Origin of the sequence: Nocardiopsis flavescens, from assembly GCF_900141985.1 — a bacterium.
Lineage (GTDB): Bacteria > Actinomycetota > Actinomycetes > Streptosporangiales > Streptosporangiaceae > Nocardiopsis > Nocardiopsis flavescens.
Genome location: NZ_FQZK01000024.1, coordinates 1 through 20872, shown reverse-complemented (window position 1 = coordinate 20872; position 20872 = coordinate 1). Strand labels below are relative to the sequence as shown.

The following is a 20872-nucleotide window of genomic DNA, read 5'->3' as shown; positions in this document are numbered from 1 at the left end:
GTGGAAAGATGGGAAAGATCCGGACCCGCGGACGCGCTCCCCCGCCCCCGTCCGCCCCGGCGTCCGCGGAGAGGTGGCGCGATGGCCGTGACGCTCAAGGACGTGGCCCGGATCGGCGGGGTGCACGTGTCGACCGTCTCGCGCGCGTTCTCCGCGCCGCACCTGGTCAACCCGGCGACCCGGGAGCGGGTGCTGGCCCTGGCCCGGGACCTGGGCTACCGCCCCAACCGCGCGGCCCGGGCGCTGTCCACCCGCCGGACGGGCAACCTCGGCGTGGTCGTCGCCGACATCGCCAACCCGTTCTTCCCCCCGCTGGTCAAGGCCGCCCAGGAGCGGGCGCGGGAGCGGGACCACCACGTCTTCATCGCCGACACCGACGAGCAGGCCGACGTCGAGGAGGAGGCGGTCCGCTCGCTCGCGGGCCAGGTGGACGGGCTCGTCCTGGTCTCCCCCCGCGCGCCCGAGCAGCGGATCAGGGAGCTGGCCGCCCAGGTGCCGCTCGTGATCGTCAACCGCCGGCTCCGCGGCCTGCCCTGCGTGCTGATGGACGTCGGCCGCGGGGTGGGCGGCGCGGTCGCCCTGCTGGCCGGCCTGGGCCACCGGGACATCGCGCTGGTGTCGGGCCCCGCGGCCTCGTGGACGGGGCGGAGCGCGGCGCGGGCGGCCGCGTCGGCCGCCCGGGAGCACGGGCCGCGGGTGCACCGGGTCGGCCCGTACCCGCCGACCGAGGAGGGCGGGGCCGCCGCGTTCGGCGCCGTGGCCGCGGTCGGGGCGACCGCCGTACTGGCCCACAACGACCTGGTGGCGCTGGGCCTGCTGGCCGCGGCCCGCGATCGGGGCGTCCCCGTCCCGGGGCGGCTGAGCGTCGTGGGGGTCGACGACACCCCGGCCGCGCGCCACACCCGGCCCGCCCTGACCACCGTGGCGATGCCGACGGGGGACGCGGGCCGGGCCGCCGTGGACCTGCTGCTGGGGGGCGCGGGCGCCGGGACCGTCACCCTGGGCACCCGCCTGGTCGAGCGCGGGTCGACGGGACCCGCGCCCTCCCGGCCCGCTCAGGCGTAGGAGTGCAGGCCGCTGAACATGTAGTTCACCGCGAAGAAGTTGAACAGGATGGTCGCGAAGCCCAGCACGTTGATCCACGTGGCCTTGGGTCCGCGCCACCCGCCGGTCGCCCGCGCGTGCAGGTAGGCGGCGTAGATGACCCAGGAGATGAACGACCAGACCTCCTTGGGGTCCCAGCCCCAGAACCGGCCCCAGGCCTCGTCCGCCCAGATCGACCCGGCGATGATGCCGAAGGTCCACAGCGGGAACGCGAACAGGATGAGCCGGTGGGAGATGCGGTCCAGCAGCTCGGGGCTGGGCAGGCGGCCGGCGATGCCGGCGACCTGCTCGCCCCGGGCCCGCTTGACGTCGGAGCGGTGCGAGACCAGGTAGGTGACGCCGGTGACGCCGGAGACCATGAACGCGCCGCCCGCGAGGATGGCCGCGGTGACGTGGATCGGCACCCAGTAGGAGTGCAGCGCCGGGATCAGCGGGCCCGGGTCGACGTACAGCCACTTGACGCCGATGCCCAGCAGGATCAGCACGGGGACCAGCACGAAGGCGCCCAGGAAGCGGGCCTGGTAGCGGAAGGAGGCGTACAGCAGCACGCCCACCGCGACCAGGCACATCGCCACCACGAACTCGAACATGTTGCCCCAGGGCCAGCGGCCGGCGGCCACGCCCCGCGTGATGATCTGGGCCAGGCCCATGAGGAAGCCGAGGGCGGTGACGCCCAGCGCGATCGCGCCGAGCACGCTCTGGGAGGCCCTGGCCTCCCCCTCGGTGGTGCGGACGTCGACCTCGATGCCGTCGGCGCCCCCGCCGGCCGCACCGGCGGAGACGGGCATCAGCCGCCCCGCCTTCAGGTTGGTCCGACGCCCGTAGGCGGCCTCGATCGCGAACAGGAACAGGGCCGCGGCGTAGGTCACGATCATGGCGATGACCAGCGTGTCGCTGGCCGACGCCATGGTCTCGTTCACCGGCGCGGCGAGAGTGTACGTCACCGGTCACTCCTCGTGTCGGAAGGGTTCTGGGGGTTGTCGTCCGACTCGTTCCGGAGTCGTGCGGCAAGCTCGGTGGTGATCTCGTGGAACTCGGCGTTGTTGCCCGCGACCTCGGTCTTGCCGAGTCCGGCCAGTTCCACGCGGGTCCGGCCGTCCTCGCCGCGGGCGGCGCGCACCCACACCCGGCGCGGACGGATGAACAGGGTCAGCAGCAGGCCGCCGACGGCGGTGGCCGCGGTGAGGAGCGCCGGCAGCCGGGCGCCGTCCCGGTTGGCCTGGAGGCTGACGTACTCCTTGTAGCCGGCGAACTCGATGGATCCGGCGCCGTCGGGCAGCTCCCAGACGTCGCCGGCCGCCAGCACCGGGGACTCGCCCAGGGACTCCATGCCCTCGGTGCGCAGCTGGTAGACCGACTGCGGGTCGACCATGCCCAGGTCGCCCGTGTACCCCTCCAGGGTCACCCGCGGCTCGGTCGCGCCGGGGAAGCTGGAGGTCAGCTCGCCGTCGGGGGTCTGGGCGGCGGTCGGCAGGAAGACCCCGACGAAGCCGAGCTGCGCGTCGTCCCCGGCCCCGGTGTCGGGGACCTTGACCACACCGTCGGACACGAAGCTCATGGTGTCCCGGTACAGGAACGGCACGGCCTGGTCGAACACCACGTCGCCGTCGCCGTTGCGCACGACGAACTCGGGCGCGTACCCGTGGCCGAGCAGGTAGACCTGCACGCCGGAGACGCTGAGCGGGTGGTTGACCTCCAGCCGGTGCGTCATCTCCGGGCCGCCGGGCTCCTCCGTGTAGGTGAGGTCCGCGACGTAGGACGCGGCCTGGCCGCGCAGGTCCCCCTCCTCGATGAAGCCCGCCTCGAAGTCGTCGAGGTGGATCGTGAAGGGGGCGATGGAGTCCATGTCGGTCCAGTGCCCGGGGTAGATCGCGTCGTAGGAGGGCAGCGTGTTGGCGAACCCGTCCTCCTCGACGACCAGCATGTTGCCCCGGTAGCCGAAGAACGACCCGGCGGCCAGCGCCACGAGCAGCCCGAGCAGGGCCAGGTGGAACAGGACGTTGCCGGCCTCGCGCAGGTAGCCGGTCTCGGCGGAGACGGAGTCGCCGTAGCGCTCCACGCGGTACCCCTTGAGCACGCCCCGGGCCTGCTCCAGCACCGCCTCCGGGGAGGCGCCGGTGGTGAACCTGGCGGAGTAGGGCATGCGCCCCAGGTTGCGGGGGGTGCGCACCGGCCGGGAGCGGACCGCGCGGGCGTGCACCAGGGCGCGCGGGAAGACGCAGCCGGCCAGGGACACGAACAGCAGCAGGTAGATCGCCGCGTACCAGGGCGAGGAGAAGACGTCGAAGAGGTGGAACCGGTCCAGCCAGGGGGCCAGCTCGGGGTTCTCCCGGAAGTAGATGTTCACCTCGTCGACGCTCACCACGTTCTGCGGCAGGATCGACCCGGGGATGGCGCCGACCGCCAGCAGGAACAGCAGGATCAGCGCGGTGCGCATCGAGGTCAGGACGCGCCAGGCCCAGCGCGCCCACCCCAGGGCGCCGAGCCCCTTGGGACCCCGCGGGGAGCCCTCCGCCGGGGCCGCGCCGGTGTCGGTCGTGGTCGTACTCATCAGATCACCGTCTGGAAGTCGGCGGCCCAGCCCTGCATGGCGATGGTCCACTGGGTCCACAGACCGGTCACCATGGCCAGGCCGACCAGGACGAGCATGGCACCGCCGATCACGGTGACCGTGCGGGTGTGGCGCTTGAGCCGCCCGAAGGCGGTGAGCGCGCGCCGGTAGAGGAGCGAGGCGGCGATGAACGGCAGGCCCAGGCCCACACAGTAGGCGAGGGAGAGCAGCATGCCGCGCCCGGCGCCGCCCTCGACGAACGCGAGCGTCTGCACCGCGGCCAGGGTGGGTCCGATGCAGGGGGTCCAGCCGAGTCCGAACAGCACGCCGAGCAGGGGCGCGCCGAGCAGCCCGGCGCGGGGCAGGCGCTGGAAGCGGAACTCGCGGGCGAACCCGGGCAGGGCGCCCATGAAGGCCAGGCCGAGGACGATCGTCAGCGCGCCCAGGACCCGGGTGATGGGGTCGGTGTACTCGACCAGCAGGTCGCCGAGCCAGCCGATGAAGCCGCCCACGGCCACGAACACCAGGGTGAACCCGGCGATGAACAGGACGCTGCCGGTGACCATGGTCCAGCGGCGGGCGGCCAGTTCCTCGTCGACGTCGGCGATGGTGGCGGTGCCGCCGCCGACCGCGGTGCGCCTGCGCACGTCGGCGGCGCTCATCCCGGTCACGTACGACAGGTAGCCGGGGACCAGGGGGAGCACGCACGGGGAGAGGAAGGAGACCAGCCCGGCGGCGACCGCCAGCGGGACGGCCATGAGGAGGGATCCGGTGAGGACGGTGGTGCCGACGGGGTCCATCAGGCGTCGTCCCCGTCGGGGCCCGGCGCCCCGGTCGGCTCCGCGGACTCCCCGGGTTCCCCGGGCTCCGCGGACTCCTGCTCCCGCATCTCCTCCTCGGCCACCCGGGGCCGCTCCTCGGGGTCGCCGAGGCCGAACTCGACGACGACCGGGTCCAGCAGGCCGGTCAGCTGCCCGTAGGTGGTGGGGCCGATGACCCGGGCGGCGATCCGCCCGTCCGGGTCGATGACGAGGGTGCTGGGGATGGCGCGGGGCGGCACCGTCCCGCGGAACGCCTGGGGCACCTCGCCGGGCTGGTCGTACAGGCTCGGGTACTCGACGCCCTTGGTCTCCAGGTAGGTGCGGGCGGCGGTGTCGTCGTCCTTGATGTTCACGCCCAGGAAGTCGACGCCCAGGCCGGTGTACTCGGCGTGCACCTCGTCCAGGACCGGCTGCTCCGTGCGGCAGGGCCCGCACCAGCTGGCCCAGACGTTGAGGACGACGACGCGTCCCGCGTAGTCGGCCAGGGCGATCGCGTCGCCGTCGAGGGTGGTTCCGGAGAAGTCGGGCGCCTCGACCCGCTCGTCCGCGGGGAAGGAGGTGGCGGTGCCGTCACCGGAGATGAAGCGGTCGTCCTCGCCCCCGGCCTCGATCTCGTTGCCGCCGGCGCATCCGGTGAGGGCGAGTACGGAGACCGCCGCGACCGCGGCGAGGCGCGTCACAGCGCGGCGGGACCGCGCGCCGATTCTGGCACTGGGCATCGAGGAGACCTCGCGAACGGGGTGTGAACTGGGCGGACTACGACAACGACAAAGTGTAGTAGACACCCTGGGACCCGTTCCGCCGCCCCGGCGCAAGAGCCGTACGCCCCTGGTGAGGGGGCGGGACCTCACGAGGACGGGATCACCCGTGGGGGCCCGGGTGTCCCGCCCTGCGCGTTCCGGCGGCCGGCCGGGAGGGGCTCGACGCCCCGGCCCGGTCCGGCCGTTCTCCGGTCATCCCGCCTCGACGAACGCCTCACGGAGATAGTCGTGGACGGCCCTCTCGGGGACCCGGTAAGAACGCCCCACGCGGATCGCGGGGAGAACTCCCGAGTGCACCATGCGGTACACGGTCATCTTGGACACTCGCATGATCGTGGCGACCTCCGCCACGGTCAGGAACCTGACCTCTTCAAGAGGCGGTTTGCTCCCGTTCATCTTCCGACGCCCTCATTCCCGGACGTGAGTATTGCCAATGGTTCGGCCCAACGCGGTGCCGGTAGGGGGCGACCCCGGTATGTGCCCCGTCCCAACGCCACGCCGGCGTGTCATGCTGTCACTACTGACACGTCCGTTTTCAGAGTAGAGCGGAGTTCCCGTCTGCGAAAGGTCGTTCGTGCTGTCTTCCGAGTAATACCCGGAAGGCGCGCCGGGTGAGGTTTAACGGTGGGTATAAATGGCCGCCACCGCTCAACCGAGGCCCGCTCGGGCGAGAACGTAATCGCGTAGCGGGGCGTAGTCCTCCGTCAGATAACCGTCGTCCAAAGGGACGGTGACCAGTAGTTTCCCCTCGTGCTCCGCGAGGAAGAGGGCGGGGTCGTTGCAGTCGGCGAAGCCCAGTGTCGGCACTCCCGCCTCCCCTGCCGCACCCGCGAACCCGTGGTCCGCGATGACCAACTGCGGCCATGCCTGCCCGCGGTCCGAGAGGTCCCCCAGGATCGCCCGCATGGCGAACGGGTGGTGGCTGTGCCGGGCCAGGTGGCCGTCCATGACGATGGCCACTTCGTCCCGCCAGACCACGAAACGGCGGTTGGGTGGCCGCTCGGTGGTCACTTCGTAGGTGTAGCCGCCCGCAGCGGTGACGATGGGGCAGCCCTGGGCCGCGAGGGCGTCCTTCCAGACCCGGTAGGTCCCCTGGAGCTTGTCGGGGTGCCCGGTGGCGAACATGACCCGCTCCCCGCGCTCGGCGGCCAGCGCCAGCCGGTCGGCGAAGGCCTCCAGCGCGTCGACGGTGAGGTCGGGGTCGATGGTGTCGATGCCCCAGACGTACTCCTCGTCGCCGACGACACCGCAGCGCTTGCTCATCAGCGCGAGGACCTCGGAGAAGGTCCAGTCGTGGGAGAAGGTGAGGCCGAACTGGTGGTAGGGGTCCTTCTGGACCAGGCGCCGGTAGTGCCGAAGGTTGTTCTGGCGCGAGGTATCGACGTGTCCGGCGATCCCCGTCCGTACCAGATGGGAGATGAGTTCAGCACGTGTCGGCGGCGTCACCAGGTGTTCCCCTTCCTCGTCGGGGCGAACACGTGACGCGCCGTGCGGCCACCACGGCGCCTGCTCCCGTTCGCCCGGTATTCAACCTCTTCCTACCCGCTGGACGCGCGCCACGCCCCGTGGACGGGAATTCACCCCAGCGCTCACCGGGCGACATCGCTCACCGGGAAACGATACCGGGATCACGGACATCCGGTTAGAAAATAGAAGAGATCGGAACGAAAGGGTGTCTTCATCAGAAGACGGTCCGAAGACCCCGGAGACCGGGGTCTTCGGAGGTCAGAGGCTGGGGTCTATGCCGTGGCTCGGGAACACCGCGGTCCGGGTCGCGTTAATGGCGCGGTCCACCGGATTGCCGGGGTCGTACCCCTCCTCGAAACGCGCGAACGCCACGTCGCGGCCGTCGGTCATGTACAGCGGCGCCAGTTCCCCGGTGCGCTCCCGGACGAAGTCGCGCCAGCGCTGCGGCGTCTCGGTGTCAGGGTCCACCGGACGGCCGGCCGCCTCGGCGAGCAGGTGCGTCCAGGCGCGGGGCACCACGTGCACCAGCCCGTACCCGCCGCCGCCGAACAGCAGCCAGCGTCCGCCGGCCGTGCGCTGGGCGAGCTTGTGCAGCTCGGCGTAGGCGCGCCGCTGGCCGTCGACGCTGAGCGTCAGGTTGGCGAGCGGGTCGAGGGCGTGCGTGTCGCAGCCCTGTTGGGTCACCAGGATCTCGGGCTGGAACTCGTGCAGCAGCGGCGGGACCACCGCGTCGAAGGCCCGGTGCCAGCCGCTGTCGCCGGTCCCGGCGGGCAGGGCGACGTTGACCGAGTAGCCCTCCGCGTCGGGCCCGCCGGTCTCCCCCGCCTGGCCGGTGCCCGGGAACAGGGTGACCGGCGACTCGTGCAGGCTGATGGTGAGCACCCGGGGGTCGTTGTAGAAGGCGCGCTGGACGCCGTCCCCGTGGTGGACGTCGACGTCGACGTAGGCGATGCGCTTGGCGCCCTGCTCCAGCAGCCAGGCGATGGCCAGGGCCGGGTCGTTGTAGACGCAGAAGCCCCAGGCGTTGCCGCGCATGGCGTGGTGCAGCCCGCCCGCGATGTTGGCGGCGTGCACCGACTCCCCCGTCCACACCGCCCGCGCGGCGGCGACCGAGGCGCCGCAGATGAGCGCGGCGGCGTCGTGCATGTCCTTGAACACCGGGTTGTCGGTGGTGCCGAGCATGTGCGCGTCGTCCGGCTCCAGCGTGCGGCCGGCGCGCTTGACCGCCTCGATGTAGGAGCGGTCGTGCACCAGGGACAGGAGGTCGTCGGAAGCGGGCTCCACGTCCAGGAGGGAGACCCCGGGGGCTCCCAGGACCTCCAGTTCCCGGGCGAGCGCCATGGTCAGCTCGACCCGGATCGGCGCCATCGGGTGCATCGGCCCGAAGTCGTAGGCGGTCAGCCCGTCATCCCATGCCACCCGGAGCGAGCAGGACGTACGCCCTCCCATGTCGGTGACCCCCGTTTCAGGTGTGCGTGTTCCGAAGCACACAGTACGCAAGGGCGGGGTGTACCCGGAACCCCGGGGGGCGGACACGGCGCGGGCCGGTACGGATGTCCGCACCGGCCCGGCCCCCGCACGCGCGCTAGAGGCCCGTGGTGACGTAGTAGCAGCTCTCGGACAGGTCGCCGCCGCCCAGCTTCACCGTTCCGTGCATGGGACGGGTGAACAGCGAGTCGCTGTTGGCGACCACGATGCGGTACTCGCCCGGGTCGAGCTCGACCTTGAGGGTCTCGCCCTCGCCGAAGCACGAGTCGTAGGAGGGCGGCGAGTCCGGCGGGTAGGAGTCGCAGTCGTCGCACGGGGCGGCGGTGACCTCGCCGTGGACCTTGTCCGGTCCGACGTAGAGGAAGCGCAGCTCGTGCGGCGAGTGGTTGACGATCTCGAAGACGAACTTGTCGTTGCCGGAGCCGCCGGTGGGCGTGGTGTCCAGGGACGTGTCGCCCACGACGGTGAGCAGGTCCATCTCCTGCTCGATGCGCCCGGCGCCGATGTGGGTGACCATCTTCTCGACGTCGTCCGCCTCGTAGTCGGCGTACTCCGCCTCCAGGATCTCGACCATGGCGTCGGCCTGGTCGAACTCCTGGGAGTCGACGGACTCCCAGCCGCACTCCAGGGCGGCCTCGGGCCGCTCCTCGGCGATCCGGTCGGGGATGTCGGGGGCGGCGGCCCAGTCCAGGTCGGCCAGCAGGTCGATCTGGTCCAGCCCCACGCACCACTGCGAGCCCAGGCGGTTGGTGCCCGTGTCGTAGAGGTCGACGAGGGCCTCGGGGACCCGGCCGGCGGCCTCGGTGCCCTCGTAGTCGACGGGGATGATGGCGAAGACCTCGTGGGCCCGCCGGACGTCCTCGGTGTACTCGGGGGTGACCTCGCCACCGAAGGCGGCGTCGGCGTTCTCCAGCAGGTCCGCGGCGTAGGAGAAGTGGATGTCGGCGACCTCGCCGTCGGTGTCCTGCCAGCGGGCGGCCGGGTGCTCGAAGTAGGTCGCGTAGGAGTCCAGCGCCTGCTCGTAGTCCTCGGCGTCGACGTCGCCCTGGGCCCGCTCCAGCAGCCCGCAGGCGGCGATCCCCGCGCGGGCGCGGTCCATCAGGGAGGAGGAGAAGGACAGCTGGAAGAAGTCCTCGACGGACTCGTACGCGGCGACCGCCTCGGAGGGGCCGCAGTCACCGCGCGCGTGGGCGGCGTCGGCGACGCGCAGCCGCCACTCGCCGAGCTGCCACACGCCGGTCAGGGAGACGACCAGGGCGACGGCCAGGCCGCCGGCGGTCAGGTAGGGCAGCGCGCTCCGGGGCGGGGTGCCGCCCTGGGCGAGGATCCGCTCGTCGTGGGCGCGGCCGGCGAAGAGGCCGTGCACCGCGGCGGCGAGGAACCAGACCAGGAGGAGCGGGGTCCACAGCAGCAGGTTGTCGGCGGCGCCCAGGACGGCCGCCGCGACCAGCAGGACGAGGGTGACGGCCAGGGCCGCGGCGAAGAACGGCCACCGCTTGATGCGGAGGTAGCCCGCGCCCGTGCCGGTGGCGTTGAGGGCGGCGGTGTGCAGCGCGGTGGGCGAGGAGAACAGGCCCAGCCGCCGGGGCGGCGGGGGCGGGGGCGGGCCGAAGGGCGCGCCGGGGCCGCCGGGGGGACCGAAGGGCCCGCCCGGTCCGGCCGGGCCGCCGGGGCCCGGGGGGACACCGGGGCCGCCCGGGACGCCGCCGGAGTACGCGCCGCCCGTGGGCGCGCCGCCGTAGGGCGGGTTCCCGCCGGTCTGGGGGCCCGAGGGAGCACCACCGTACGAGGGATTCCCGCCCGACTGCGGACCCGAGGGCACACCACCGTAGGACGGATTCCCGCCCGACTGCGGACCCGAGGGCACACCACCGTAGGACGGGTTCCCGCCCGACTGCGGACCCGAGGGCACACCACCGTAGGACGGGTTCCCGCCCGACTGCGGACCCGAGGGCACACCACCGTAGGACGGGTTCCCGCCCGACTGCGGACCCGAGGGCACACCACCGTAGGACGGGTTCCCGCCCGACTGCGGACCCGAGGGCACACCACCGTAGGACGGGTTCCCGCCCGGCTGCGGACCCGAGGGGGCACCCGCGGCGGGCACGGCACCGTGGGCCGGGTCGCCACCCGGCTGCGGGCCGGACGGGGCTTGCCCGGGGGGCGTGCCCTGGTCGCCGCCGGGCGGCGGACCGCCCGGCGGGGGCACGGGCCCGCCCGGAGGCCGGGACGGGTCTGGGGAGGAAGGGGGAAGACTCATGGAATGGCCCTGGGTCGGGTGACGGGGGAGACGGCCCGGCCTCCTGGGAGACGGCAGGACCTGGTGGAGGGCGTTTCCACCCTCCCTCTGAACACTACCTATGTACCCGTTCAGGACCTTCGTGCAGTCCGACCGTTTTCGGCCACTTCAACGGGGAACCGGCAGCCCCTCCGGTGCGTCTCAGCACCTCGGACGCCCGAACCCCGGGCGCTCAGCTCCCCGAGAGCGCGCTGCTGCGGTCCCGCGCGGCCTCGATCGCGTCCGTGAACGCGGCGCGCACCCCGTGCCGCTCCAGCTCGCGCAGCGCCGCCGCGGTGGTGCCGCCCGGCGAGGTGACCGCCTCGCGCAGGACCACCGGGTGCTCCCCCGAGCCGTTGAGCATGGCGGCGGCGCCGGTGATGGTCTGCCCCACCAGCTTCTGGGCGGTGGCGCGCGGCATGCCCATCGCCACGCCCGCCTCGATCATCGTCTCGGCGATGAAGTAGAAGTAGGCGGGCCCGCTGCCGGAGATGGCGGTGACGGTGTCCATGTGCTGCTCGCCGACCCGGATCACCTCGCCGACCGTGCCCAGCAGCGCCTCCGCGCGCTCCAGGTGCCCGGCGCCGGCGTGGGCGCCGCCTGCGACGGCCGTCATCCCCTGGCCCATCAGGGCCGGGGTGTTGGGCATGGCCCGCACCACCGGGGTGCCCGCGGGCAGGTGCTCCTCCAGCACGGCGGTGGTGAGGCCGGCGGCCACGGAGATGACGAGCCGGTCCGGCGACAGGTGCGGGGCGAGGTCGTCCAGCAGGGAGACCATGTCCTGCGGCTTCAGCGCGAGCAGCAGCGTCCCGGCGCGCTTGGCGGCCTCGTCGGCGGGGACGACCTCCACGCCGTAGCGCCCGCGCAGCTCGGCCGCGTGCTCCGAGCGCGGCTCGGTGACGAGGACGCCCTCCGGGGCGTGGCCCTTGGCCAGCATCCCGGCGAGCAGCGCCTCGCCCATCTTCCCGGCACCGATGATCGCGATCATGAAAAGGGTCCTCTCTGCGGTCCCCCGCAACGCTAGCCGCCCCGGGGAGCCGGGGCGGACACGGCGTCTCACCACGTGGTACGCGGGACCGGGTCAGTCGTCGTCGCCGCCCTCGACCGTCCCCGTGGAGTCCACCTCGAACAGGCGGGGCGGGGAGGGCGCACGGCGGCGCAGCAGGGCGATCCGCTCGCGCCGGTCGCGGGGCCGCCCCGCCGCCGCGGGCTCGGCCGGGCGGGCGAAGTGCAGCCGGGTGAAGGCCAGCGCCTCGGCCAGCTCCCGCATCCGGGCCGCGCGGTCGGGCGCCTTGCGGGTGCTCACCTCCAGCACCAGCTGGCCCTCGAACCCTCCGCCCGCCAGGTACTCCAGGACCTCCGCGACCGGCTGCCGGCCGCGGCCCGGGATGAGGTGCTCGTCGAGGTTCTGCCCGCCGAAGCCGTCGGCGACGTGGATGTGGGAGAGGCGGTCGCCCAGCCGCTTGGCCATGTCCATGGCGTCGGAGCCGGACATCGCGGTGTGCGACATGTCGAGGGTGACGTCGGCGTAGTCGCGGTCGAGGGGGTTCCAGCTCGGCGCGTAGGGCACGACCTCGCGGTCGCGCACGCGCACCGGGTACATGTTCTCGACCGCGAAGACCACGTCGGTCTCCTCCTGCATGCGGGCGACGCCGATCTCGAACTCGCGGGCGTAGTCGCGCTGCCAGCGGAAGGCGGGGTGGACCACGATGGTCGTGGCGCCCAGGGCCTCGGCCATCTCCTTGGAGCGGACGAGCTTGCCCCAGGGCTCGCGCCCCCACACCCGCTGGGTGAGGACGAGGCACGGGGAGTGGACCGCGGTGACCGGGATCTGATGGTAGTCGGAGAGACGTCGCAGCAGGTCGACGTCCTGGCTGGCGGGGTCGGAGGAGACGAGGACCTCGATGCCGTCGTACCCCAGTTTCGCGGCGATCTCGAAGGCGGCCGGGGTCTTCTCAGGGTAGACCGACGCCGTCGAGAGCACGACGGGCGCGTCTGGTACCTGGATAGCGCTCACGTGGACAGGGTATGCGCTCCGACCGCCCCCGTGCGTAGCCGCGGTGTGAACGTGGCGTGCCGCCGGTAGGCTCTGCGGTCATGATCCCCAGGGAGGCCGTTCCCAGCCCGAACATCTGGCGCCACCCCGACGTCTATGAGCTGGAGAACCTCGCCGCGGACCCGGACGGGGTGATCGAGGCGGCGATGGGGCGCATCCGCCCGACGGCGGGCGCCCGGGTGCTGGACATCGGCTGCGGCACCGGGTTCCACCTGCCCCGGTTCGCGCGGAGCGCGGCCCGGGTGACCGGGGTGGAGCCCCACCCCGCGCTGGCGGCCCGGGCCCGGGCCCGGGTGGCGGGGCTGGCCAACGCCGAGGTACTGGCCGGAGCGGCCCAGCGGCTGCCCGTCCCCGACTCCGTCGTCGAGGTCGCGCACGCGCGCTGGGCCTACTTCTTCGGCCCCGGGTGCGAACCCGGGCTGGTCGAACTCGACCGGGTGATGCGGCGCGGCGGGGTCGCGTTCGTGATCGACAACGACGCGACCCGGTCCACGTTCGGCGGCTGGTTCCGACGGTCGCTGCCGTCCTACGACCCGGCCGCCGTCGAAAGGTTCTGGTCCTCCCACGGTTTCGAGCGCGAAGCCCTGACGATGCGCTGGGACTTCACCGACCGCCGCTCCTTCGAGGCGGTGGTGGGGATCGAGTTCCCTCCGGCCCTGGCCGCGGAGATCATCGCGGCGCACCCGGGGACCGCGGTGGACTACGCGGTCAATCTCTGGTGGCGGAGGTACTGAGCACCCGTTCAGGGGTGCGGGCCGCCGGGGTCACCCCCCGGGAGAGCGTGGGCCCGCGGCCGTCGGCGTCCGGCGCGCGGCCCGCGGGGGCGGCGTCACAGCCGCACGGCTCCGGCGAGGTTGTAGCTGGTGACGTCCCGCTCCCGGACCTTGTCGCCCGACCGGGGCGCGTCGATCATGCGGCCGTCGCCGAGGTAGATGGCCACGTGGTAGGCGTAGCCCCCGCTGTCGGCCCAGTAGAGGAGGTCGCCCCGCCTGGCGTTGGAGTAGCTCACCCTGGTCCCGGCGGAGACCTGGTCCTGGGCGACGCGGGGCAGGCTCACGCCGGCCTGCTTGAACGACCACTGGACGAGCCCGGAGCAGTCGAACCCGCCGGGCTTGCTGCCGCCCCAGGAGTAGGGGGTCCCCTTCTGTCCCTCGGCGGCCTCGATCGCCTTCTCCGCGGCGGAGGAGGAGAGCTGGTGGACGCGCTCCCCCTGGACCGCGCGGGCGGCGGGGGCCGCCTGCGCCGGTCCGGGTGCGGCGCCCAGGGCCAGCACCGCGGCGAGGGCGGCGACCGCGAGGGCGCGCACCCCCGACCGGGGCCGGCACAAGGGTGAGGCCTGTCGCCCCTGTTCCACGGGACGGCAGGCCTGCGTTTTCTCACGGTGTCGCGGTAGAAGCACTGGTCCTCCACATACCGGATATCGGTCCGCCGTGGCGTCCGCGTCACCGCGACGCGGATGGGTCCGCCACGACACACGTTTCATTCGTCACACAAAGTCTTCCAATTGTCACTCTCAGTAATGCAACACGGCAGGGAAACCGGTAAAGATTGGCTTTACCCCCGCGGACGAAAAGGGCGCCGGGGGCGATTGCCCCCGGCGCCCTCACTTCTGCCCGCCGGCCTCCGGGACCGGCGGCCGGAACGGGTCACCGCCGGTCACCGACCGGCCGGAGAAGCCGGCCGGACGCGCCTCAGGCGGCGTCCTGGACCGGCACGCCCAGCTCCTGCGCGACGAAGTCCGCGGTGGCCTCCATCCCCAGGCGGTTGGGGTGGATCGGCGCCCCGTTCTCGGGGATCAGGCCCTCGACCCAGCGGGTGCCGGAACCCTTGCAGACGTCGTGCCCGCGCTCCATGACGTCGACGAACACCGCCCCCTGGGCGGCGGCCTCCTGGGCGATCATCGTGTTCAGCTCCGTCTGGACCCGGTCCAGGAAGGGAACGTCGCCCCGGGCGACCGGGGTGCTCGGCCAGCAGCCGCCGCTCTCGGGGAGGATCTGGAGGTAGCCGACGGACAGGACCGTGGCGTTCGGGCTGCGCTGGGCGATGTCCGCGTACACGGTCGCCACCTCGCCGCGCAGGTTCTCGACCCGCTGCGACAGCTCGTCGCCGTAGTGGCGCTCGCACGGGTTGCCCAGGGGGTTGCTCAGGCTCTGCTTGGCGCACTCGACGAACACGCTGGAGAACCCGAAGTCGTTCCCGGAGATGCCCACCGTGACCAGGTCCGTCTCCGGGGTCAGCGCGTCGAGCTGGGGCAGCACGTCGGAGAACTGCGGCTCGTAGAGGTCCTCGATCACCGCCCCCGAACAGCTGGCGTCGGTGAACTCCGTCACGCCCAGCCGCTCGGCGAGCATCGCCGGGTAGTTGGACGAGGACCGCATGCAGCCGAACAGCGGCACGGACGTGGTCACCCGCTCGGAGGTGACGAGGGGGCCCGCCACGAAGGAGTCGCCGATGGAGACGTAGTGGTCGTAGGCCGCGGCCGAGGCCTCGTCGGCCGAGGCGGTCGCGGGCAGGACGGCCGAGGCGCCGAGGGCGACGGCGAGCAGGGACGCGGCGCGGAGCGCGAGGCCGCGCAGGGGAGCAGAGGTCACAGGGGGGTTCCTCTCCGAGGAGCGGGGGCCGGAAGAGCTGGTCGGGCCCGCGGGCGCGGCGGCGTACCGCTGCGTTACGGACCAAGGCCATTGTGTAACAGAACCTACGCCCGCGGATAGCTGACTCGTAGGTAACTTTCCTGTGTCGTTCCCGGCGGGCCCCGGGCCCGGGCCGAGCGTCCCCGGTACGCGTTAGCGTGTCGGACATGGCCAAAGCGAAGACGACGTTCCGGTGCGCCGAATGCGGCTGGACCAGCCTCAAGTGGGTCGGCCGCTGCGGGGAGTGCCAGGCGTGGGGGACGGTCGAGGAGGCCGGGGCCCCGGCGCCCATGGCGGTGGCCCCCGCCGCGGTGACCTCCCGGGCCAGGCCCATCACGGAGATCAGCGTGGAGAGCGCGGAGGCCGTCCCCACCGGCATCGACGAGCTCGACCGGGTGCTGGGCGGCGGCGCCGTCCCCGGCGGCGTGGTCCTGCTCGCCGGGGAGCCCGGTGTCGGCAAGTCCACCCTGCTGCTGGAGGTGGCCGCCAAGCGCGCCCAGGCCGGCCCCGTCCTGTACGTGACGGGCGAGGAGTCCGCCGGGCAGGTCCGGCTGCGCGCCGAGCGCCTGGGGGCGCTGTCGGACAAGCTGTACCTGGCGGCGGAGACCTCCATCGCCACCGTGGCCTCGCACGTGGACGCGGTGTCCCCGGGCCTGATCATCGTCGACTCCGTGCAGACCATGATGTCCCCCGACACCAGCGGCGTTCCGGGCGGCGTCACGCAGGTACGGCAGGTGACCGGCGCGCTCATCCAGATCGCCAAGGAGCGCGGCATCGCCACGGTCCTGGTGGGCCACGTGACCAAGGACGGCTCCATCGCGGGTCCGCGGCTGCTGGAGCACCTGGTGGACGTGGTGCTGCACTTCGAGGGCGAGCGCCACTCCCAGCTGCGGCTGCTGCGCGCGGTCAAGAACCGCTACGGCCCCACCGACGAGATCGGCTGCTTCGAGCTGACCGAGAGCGGCATCGTGGGCCTGGCCGACCCCAGCGGCCTGTTCCTGACCGAGCGCAGCGACCCGGTCCCGGGCACCTGCATCACCGTGGCGCTGGAGGGGCGGCGGCCCATCATCGCCGAGGTGCAGGCGCTGGTGGCGCCCACCCCGCTGCCCGCGCCCCGCCGGGCCACCTCGGGGCTGGACACCTCGCGGGTGAACATGATCCTGGCGGTGCTGGAGAAGCGCACCGGCATGAAGCTCGCCAGCCTGGACGTCTACGCCTCCACGGTGGGCGGCGTGCGCCTGACCGAGCCCGCGATCGACCTGGCGCTGGCGATGGCGGCGGGCAGCTCGCACAACGACGTCGCCCTGCCCCGGGGCCTGGTGGTGGTCGGCGAGGTCGGCCTGGCCGGGGACGTGCGCACGGTCACCGGCGCCCGCCGCCGGGTGTCCGAGGCGCAGCGCCTGGGCTTCACCGAGGCGATCGTGCCCAAGCACTTCGGCGACCCGGTGCCGGGCATCCGCCTCCACGAGGTGGAGGAGCTCAGCGAGGCCCTCGTCCGCGTGGCCCGCCGGCGCGGCTAGCCGGCCGCGGTGCCCGGCGGCATCCGCGCCGGTCCCAGGGACCCCCGAAGCGCCCCGCCGCCTCCCTCGCACCCACCGGGCGCCGGACCGGCCCCCGGTGGCGCGGCAGGGCGCTCCGGGGACCGGACCCGCCCCCTCCCGGACCCGCCACCGCGCTCCGGGGCCCGCCGGGCCCGCGGCGGCGGCCCGGTGCGCACGCGGCGGGAGCCCCGTGGCCGCGGCCGTCTCCCGGGCCGTCCGCAGGGAAGTCCCCGGCGCCACCCCGGCACCCGCCGGGCGCCGGGCCGGGCCGCCGCGTCGTGGACGACGGGTGGCCGCACCGGGTCTGCCGGTACCGCGCGCCCCTCCCGGGCCGTCCGCGCACGCCGCCGGAGCGGCTAGAACGCGAAGACCTCGCCCTTGGCCAGGCGCAGGACGCAGGGGTTGCCGAAGGTCGCCTCGAACTGCTCGTGCCCGTGGGCCGTGGCGGTGACCGGGCGGTACTCCATGGTGCAGACGCCGTCGGCGGGGGCGATCGCCTCGATCGACCCGGCTTCGGCGATGGCGTCGCACGCCGCCCGGGCCCCGGGGTGCGCGCCGCCCGCCGGCGCGCAGTTCAGCGTGGTGACGGAGCGCTCACCGGTGGAGTCGTCGGTGACGGCGAGGACGTACCGGGCGGAGTAGCGCTCGGCCGAGGCCGTCCCCGGGGTGAGCGCGAGGGCGGTGAGCAGGGCGAGGCCGCAGGCGGCAAGGCGTTTCACGGTGGATTTCACTCCCGGTCGGAAAAACACGGACGACACTCATCGTAATCACATGAGTGCCGTCCGTGTCCGCGTTCGCGCGGTCCCGCTCAGGACTTCAGCTGGAACACCTGCTGCTCGGTCGAGCCCGCGTAGTCCCCGTGGAGGTTGGCGCGGTACCAGCCCGGCCTGGCGTCGGACCGGCCGCCGCGGCAGTCGCTGAAGGAGCGCACCCGGTCCCAGGAGATCTCGAACTCGTGCGGGACGCCCCGGCTGACCTGGCGGTCCACCCGGCTCTCGCCCTCGACGCAGTCCGCGGTGGAGAAGATGCGGTCGTCCCCGGAGTGGATGCGCAGCTCCATGGCCTCGCTGCCCACGTCCACGGTGCAGGTCTGCTCGGCGGTGTTCACGACGGTGACCTTGAAGGCGGGGTTCTGGCCGGCGCCGTAGACCTCCTTGTCGGACTCCGCGAAGTCGAGGCTGACCACCACGTCCTGGGGCCGGCACCGGTCCTCGGGCTTCTCGGGCGCCGCGACGCCACCGCCGCCGGAACCGCCCTCCCCGCCGGAGCCGCCCTCCCCGCCCTCGGACGCCTCGGCGTCGGAGGGGTCGTCGGAGGCGGAGGGGTCCGCGCTCGGAGATGCCTCGCCCTCGGAGGGCTCCTCTTCCGGTTCCGGGGACGCGGAGGCGTCCTCGGGTGCCACACTGGGGGAGGCGTCCTCGCCCATGCTCGCGTCGGACCGGGTCGTCTCCCCCTCGTCCCCGCCACCCGGCCGGCAGGCGAAGACGATGAGGGTGAGCACCAACATGACCCCGGCCAGCACGAGTGCGCGCCGCTTCCAGTAGGTCTCGGGACTGACGGGATGTCCGGTACTTGACGCCATGGGCCGTAGTATTGCGGTTTTGCGGGCGCGCCACCTAGTCAACCCGCCGATCCCCGGTTTAAAGATGAGCGATAACCCTTACAGCACCGCCGTTCTGGCCTGGTACGAGGCCAACGCCCGCGATCTTCCCTGGCGGGCCCCCGGGGCATCCCCCTGGTCGATCCTGGTCAGCGAGATCATGCTCCAGCAGACCCCCGTCGTGCGGGTGCTGCCCGCCTGGCGGGCCTGGATGGAGCGCTGGCCCACCCCCGCCCACCTGGCAGAGGACTCCCCGGGCGAGGCGGTCCGCATGTGGAACCGGCTCGGCTACCCGCGCCGGGCGCTGCGCCTGCACGCCTGCGCGACGGCCATCACGGGGGAGCACGGCGGGGTGGTGCCCGACGACCACGCCACCCTGCTGTCGCTGCCCGGTGTCGGCGCGTACACGGCGGCGGCCGTGGCGAGCTTCGCTTTCGGCCAGCGCCACGCCATTCTGGACACCAACGTGCGCCGGGTCCTGGCCAGGGCCGAAACAGGCGTCGAGTACCCGCCGAAAACCCAGACCAAGGCCGAGGTCACCCTCGCCGAGTCCCTGCTGCCGCCCGAGCCGTCCGTGGCGGCCCGCTGGGGCGTGGCCGTGATGGAGCTCGGGGCCCTGGTGTGCACCGCCCGCTCCCCCGCGTGCGCCGACTGCCCCATCGCCGTCCAGTGCGCCTGGACGGCTGCGGGGCGGCCCGCGTACAGCGGACCGCCCCGGCGCGGCCAGACCTACGCGGGCACCGACCGCCAGGCGCGCGGCCGCCTGCTGGCGGTGCTGCGCGACTCGGCGGAACCGGTGGCCAAGCCCGCGCTGGACGCCGTCTGGGACGACGGCGTCCAGCGCGAGCGCGCCCTGGACGGCCTGGTCGCCGACGGCCTCGTGGACCCGCTGGAGGACGGCCGCTACGCCCTGCCCTCCTGAGGCCTCAGGCGGCGGTCCCCGTGGTGGCGAGCGCCTCCGCGGCGTCCCCGCTCTCGGAGACCCCTCCGCTGCACGGCGCTCCGGGCTCCGGGGTGGCCGGGCCCTGCACGTACTCGCGCAGGTAGCCCGCCAGCGCCGGGTCGGCGGGGTCCTCCAGCCGGAGCTGCGAGCCCCAGGCGGAGGCCACCACGCGGGAGGGCAGCCCGTCCATCGGGCTGATCAGCAGGTAGTCGCCGGAGGTGTAGAGCCCCTCCAGGACCGCGACCTCGTCGGGCGAGAGCGACGCGTCGTAGGTGATCCACACCGCGCCGTGCTCCAGCGAGTGCACGGCGAACTCCGCGCGCAGCGGCTCGGTGTACACGCCGCAGTCCTGCCAGGTGGGGTAGTGCGGTCCGCCCGCCGGCGGGAAGACGTCGTACTCGACGGTCTCGCCCACCTCGACGTGGTCGGCGGACAGGCCCTCGAAGGTGAGCACGTCCCCGCCCGAGGCCGCGTCGGACGGGGGCGCGGTGCGCGAGGAGGCGTAGAGCCACAGCCCGCCGCCCGCGATGACCAGCACCAGGACCAGGGCGCCGGCGACGAGGCCGATGACGAGTCCGGCCGAGGACTTCTTCGCGGGGGGCGGGTACCCGCCGGGCTGCGGCGGGTACCCGGGGTAGGGGCCGTGGCCGGGGGGCGGCCCGTAGCCCGGCTGCTGCGGTGCGGGACCGTACCCGGGCGGCCCGCCCAGGGGCGGGCCCGGCGGTCCCGGAGGTCCCGGCGGCGGGCCGGGCGGGCCCGCGGCGTAGGGGCCCTGGCCCGGCGGCGGACCCTGCTGCGGCTGCGGGCCCTGGTCGTGGGGGTCGTGGCGGGGATCATGCGGCTGAGTCACCCTCGCACCCTAGCCGGTCCCCCGCACCGGGCCCGGGGCCGGGAACGGCGGCGGGGGCGCCCCGAAGGGCGCCCCCGCTGACGGAGTGCGTTACACCGCGTGCGTCACTCGGCCTTGCCCGCGGCCGACTCCTCGACCTCGGGGGTGTCCGGGACGGCCGCCGGCTTGGGCACACCCTTGAAGGTGAGCTTGGCGTCGGTGCCCTCGCCCTCGGCGTCGATCACGACGATCTGGCCGGCCTTGAGGTCGCCGAACAGGATCTTCTCCGAGAGCTGGTCCTCGATCTCCCGCTGGATCGTCCGGCGCAGCGGCCGGGCGCCCAGGACCGGGTCGAAGCCCCGCTCCGACAGCAGCTTCTTGGCCGCGGGACGGAGCTCGATGCCCATGTCCCGCTCCTTGAGGCGGTTGTCGAGGCTGGTGATCATCAGATCCACGATCTGGAAGATCTCGCCCTCGGTCAGCTGGTGGAAGACGATGATGTCGTCCACGCGGTTGAGGAACTCCGGCCGGAAGTTCTGCTTGAGCTCCTCGCCGACCTTGGCCTTCATCCGCTCGTAGTTGGTCTGGGCGTCGTCCTCCTTGGCGAAGCCCATGGCCACGCCCTTGGAGATGTCCCGGGTGCCCAGGTTGGTCGTCATGATGATGACCGTGTTCTTGAAGTCGACGTTGCGACCCTGGGCGTCGGTGAGACGTCCCTCCTCCAGCACCTGGAGGAGCGAGTTGAAGATGTCGTTGTGGGCCTTCTCGATCTCGTCGAACAGGACCACCGAGAACGGCTTGCG

General features: G+C 73.3%; 20 protein-coding genes. 4 read left to right on the top strand and 16 right to left on the bottom strand.

Annotated features, from left to right (window positions below):
• Positions 1–81 precede the first annotated feature (81 nt).
• The gene (locus tag BUE45_RS26230; RefSeq protein WP_073383090.1) at positions 82–1065 is read left to right on the top strand and encodes a LacI family DNA-binding transcriptional regulator; all 984 of its coding nucleotides are present in this window, start codon (positions 82–84) and stop codon (positions 1063–1065) included.
• Here BUE45_RS26230 and ccsB read toward each other — a convergent pair.
• From ccsB to BUE45_RS26180, 10 genes are all read right to left on the bottom strand, one after another.
• Positions 1056–2048, bottom strand: coding sequence for a c-type cytochrome biogenesis protein CcsB (ccsB, locus tag BUE45_RS26225; RefSeq protein WP_073383087.1), 993 nt, complete (start codon positions 2046–2048; stop codon positions 1056–1058). The genes BUE45_RS26230 and ccsB overlap by 10 nt on opposite strands.
• Positions 2045–3655, bottom strand: coding sequence for a cytochrome c biogenesis protein ResB (gene resB, locus BUE45_RS26220; RefSeq protein WP_073383084.1), 1611 nt, complete (start codon positions 3653–3655; stop codon positions 2045–2047). The genes ccsB and resB overlap by 4 nt, the downstream gene beginning before the upstream one ends.
• Positions 3655–4455, bottom strand: coding sequence for a cytochrome c biogenesis CcdA family protein (locus BUE45_RS26215; protein WP_073383082.1), 801 nt, complete (start codon positions 4453–4455; stop codon positions 3655–3657). The genes resB and BUE45_RS26215 overlap by 1 nt, the downstream gene beginning before the upstream one ends.
• On the bottom strand, positions 4455–5195 hold the full coding sequence (locus BUE45_RS26210) for a TlpA family protein disulfide reductase (protein ID WP_073383079.1): 741 nt from the start codon (positions 5193–5195) through the stop codon (positions 4455–4457). Before BUE45_RS26210 ends, BUE45_RS26215 begins: the two co-directional genes overlap by 1 nt.
• 234 nt (positions 5196–5429) lie before the next feature.
• Positions 5430–5633 carry a helix-turn-helix domain-containing protein gene (locus BUE45_RS26205; RefSeq protein WP_013155995.1) on the bottom strand — a complete coding sequence of 68 codons (204 nt, stop codon included), beginning with the start codon at positions 5631–5633 and terminating at the stop codon, positions 5430–5432.
• Between the two features lie 252 nt (positions 5634–5885).
• Positions 5886–6683, bottom strand: coding sequence for a phosphatase (locus tag BUE45_RS26200; RefSeq protein WP_073383077.1), 798 nt, complete (start codon positions 6681–6683; stop codon positions 5886–5888).
• Between the two features lie 279 nt (positions 6684–6962).
• Complete coding sequence (locus tag BUE45_RS26195) at positions 6963–8123, bottom strand: acetoin utilization protein AcuC (protein ID WP_073383075.1); 1161 nt, start codon at positions 8121–8123, stop codon at positions 6963–6965.
• A gap of 166 nt (positions 8124–8289) precedes the next feature.
• Positions 8290–10014 (bottom strand): DUF1109 domain-containing protein, encoded by a 1725-nt coding sequence (locus tag BUE45_RS26190; RefSeq protein WP_245833483.1) that lies wholly within the window; start codon positions 10012–10014, stop codon positions 8290–8292.
• A gap of 649 nt (positions 10015–10663) precedes the next feature.
• Positions 10664–11458: a pyrroline-5-carboxylate reductase gene (proC, locus tag BUE45_RS26185; RefSeq protein WP_073383073.1), complete on the bottom strand. Its 795-nt coding sequence runs from the start codon at positions 11456–11458 to the stop codon at positions 10664–10666.
• Positions 11459–11551: 93 nt separating this feature from the next.
• Entirely contained in the window at positions 11552–12487 is a 936-nt protein-coding gene (locus BUE45_RS26180) for a sugar phosphate isomerase/epimerase family protein (RefSeq protein WP_073383072.1), read from the bottom strand.
• Between the two features lie 80 nt (positions 12488–12567).
• Here BUE45_RS26180 and BUE45_RS26175 point away from each other — a divergent pair, with 80 nt between their 5' ends.
• The gene (locus BUE45_RS26175; RefSeq protein ID WP_084737905.1) at positions 12568–13260 is read left to right on the top strand and encodes a class I SAM-dependent methyltransferase; all 693 of its coding nucleotides are present in this window, start codon (positions 12568–12570) and stop codon (positions 13258–13260) included.
• Positions 13261–13355: 95 nt separating this feature from the next.
• Here the strand turns inward: BUE45_RS26175 and BUE45_RS26170 are convergent, their stop codons facing one another.
• Positions 13356–13925: a C40 family peptidase gene (locus tag BUE45_RS26170; protein ID WP_073383069.1), complete on the bottom strand. Its 570-nt coding sequence runs from the start codon at positions 13923–13925 to the stop codon at positions 13356–13358.
• Positions 13926–14217: 292 nt separating this feature from the next.
• Entirely contained in the window at positions 14218–15117 is a 900-nt protein-coding gene (locus tag BUE45_RS26165) for an SGNH/GDSL hydrolase family protein (RefSeq protein ID WP_073383067.1), read from the bottom strand.
• 206 nt (positions 15118–15323) lie between these two features.
• Here BUE45_RS26165 and radA point away from each other — a divergent pair, with 206 nt between their 5' ends.
• Positions 15324–16676: a DNA repair protein RadA gene (gene radA, locus BUE45_RS26160; RefSeq protein ID WP_073383223.1), complete on the top strand. Its 1353-nt coding sequence runs from the start codon at positions 15324–15326 to the stop codon at positions 16674–16676.
• 377 nt (positions 16677–17053) lie between these two features.
• On the opposite strand, the gene BUE45_RS26155 is transcribed toward radA, so the two are convergent.
• Both BUE45_RS26155 and BUE45_RS26150 read right to left on the bottom strand, forming a co-directional pair.
• Complete coding sequence (locus BUE45_RS26155) at positions 17054–17416, bottom strand: SSI family serine proteinase inhibitor (protein ID WP_073383065.1); 363 nt, start codon at positions 17414–17416, stop codon at positions 17054–17056.
• A gap of 89 nt (positions 17417–17505) precedes the next feature.
• Positions 17506–18279 carry a hypothetical protein gene (locus tag BUE45_RS26150; protein WP_073383061.1) on the bottom strand — a complete coding sequence of 258 codons (774 nt, stop codon included), beginning with the start codon at positions 18277–18279 and terminating at the stop codon, positions 17506–17508.
• A gap of 64 nt (positions 18280–18343) precedes the next feature.
• Between BUE45_RS26150 and BUE45_RS26145 the strand changes: the two genes are divergently transcribed.
• Positions 18344–19219, top strand: a complete 876-nt coding sequence (locus tag BUE45_RS26145; RefSeq protein WP_073383058.1) for an HhH-GPD family protein — start codon at positions 18344–18346, stop codon at positions 19217–19219.
• A gap of 4 nt (positions 19220–19223) precedes the next feature.
• Here BUE45_RS26145 and BUE45_RS26140 read toward each other — a convergent pair whose 3' ends face one another.
• The gene (locus BUE45_RS26140; RefSeq protein ID WP_245833482.1) at positions 19224–20090 is read right to left on the bottom strand and encodes a DUF3105 domain-containing protein; all 867 of its coding nucleotides are present in this window, start codon (positions 20088–20090) and stop codon (positions 19224–19226) included.
• 104 nt (positions 20091–20194) lie between these two features.
• Positions 20195–20872: AAA family ATPase (locus BUE45_RS26135; protein WP_178378658.1), on the bottom strand; the 678-nt coding region annotated here is incomplete at its 5' end.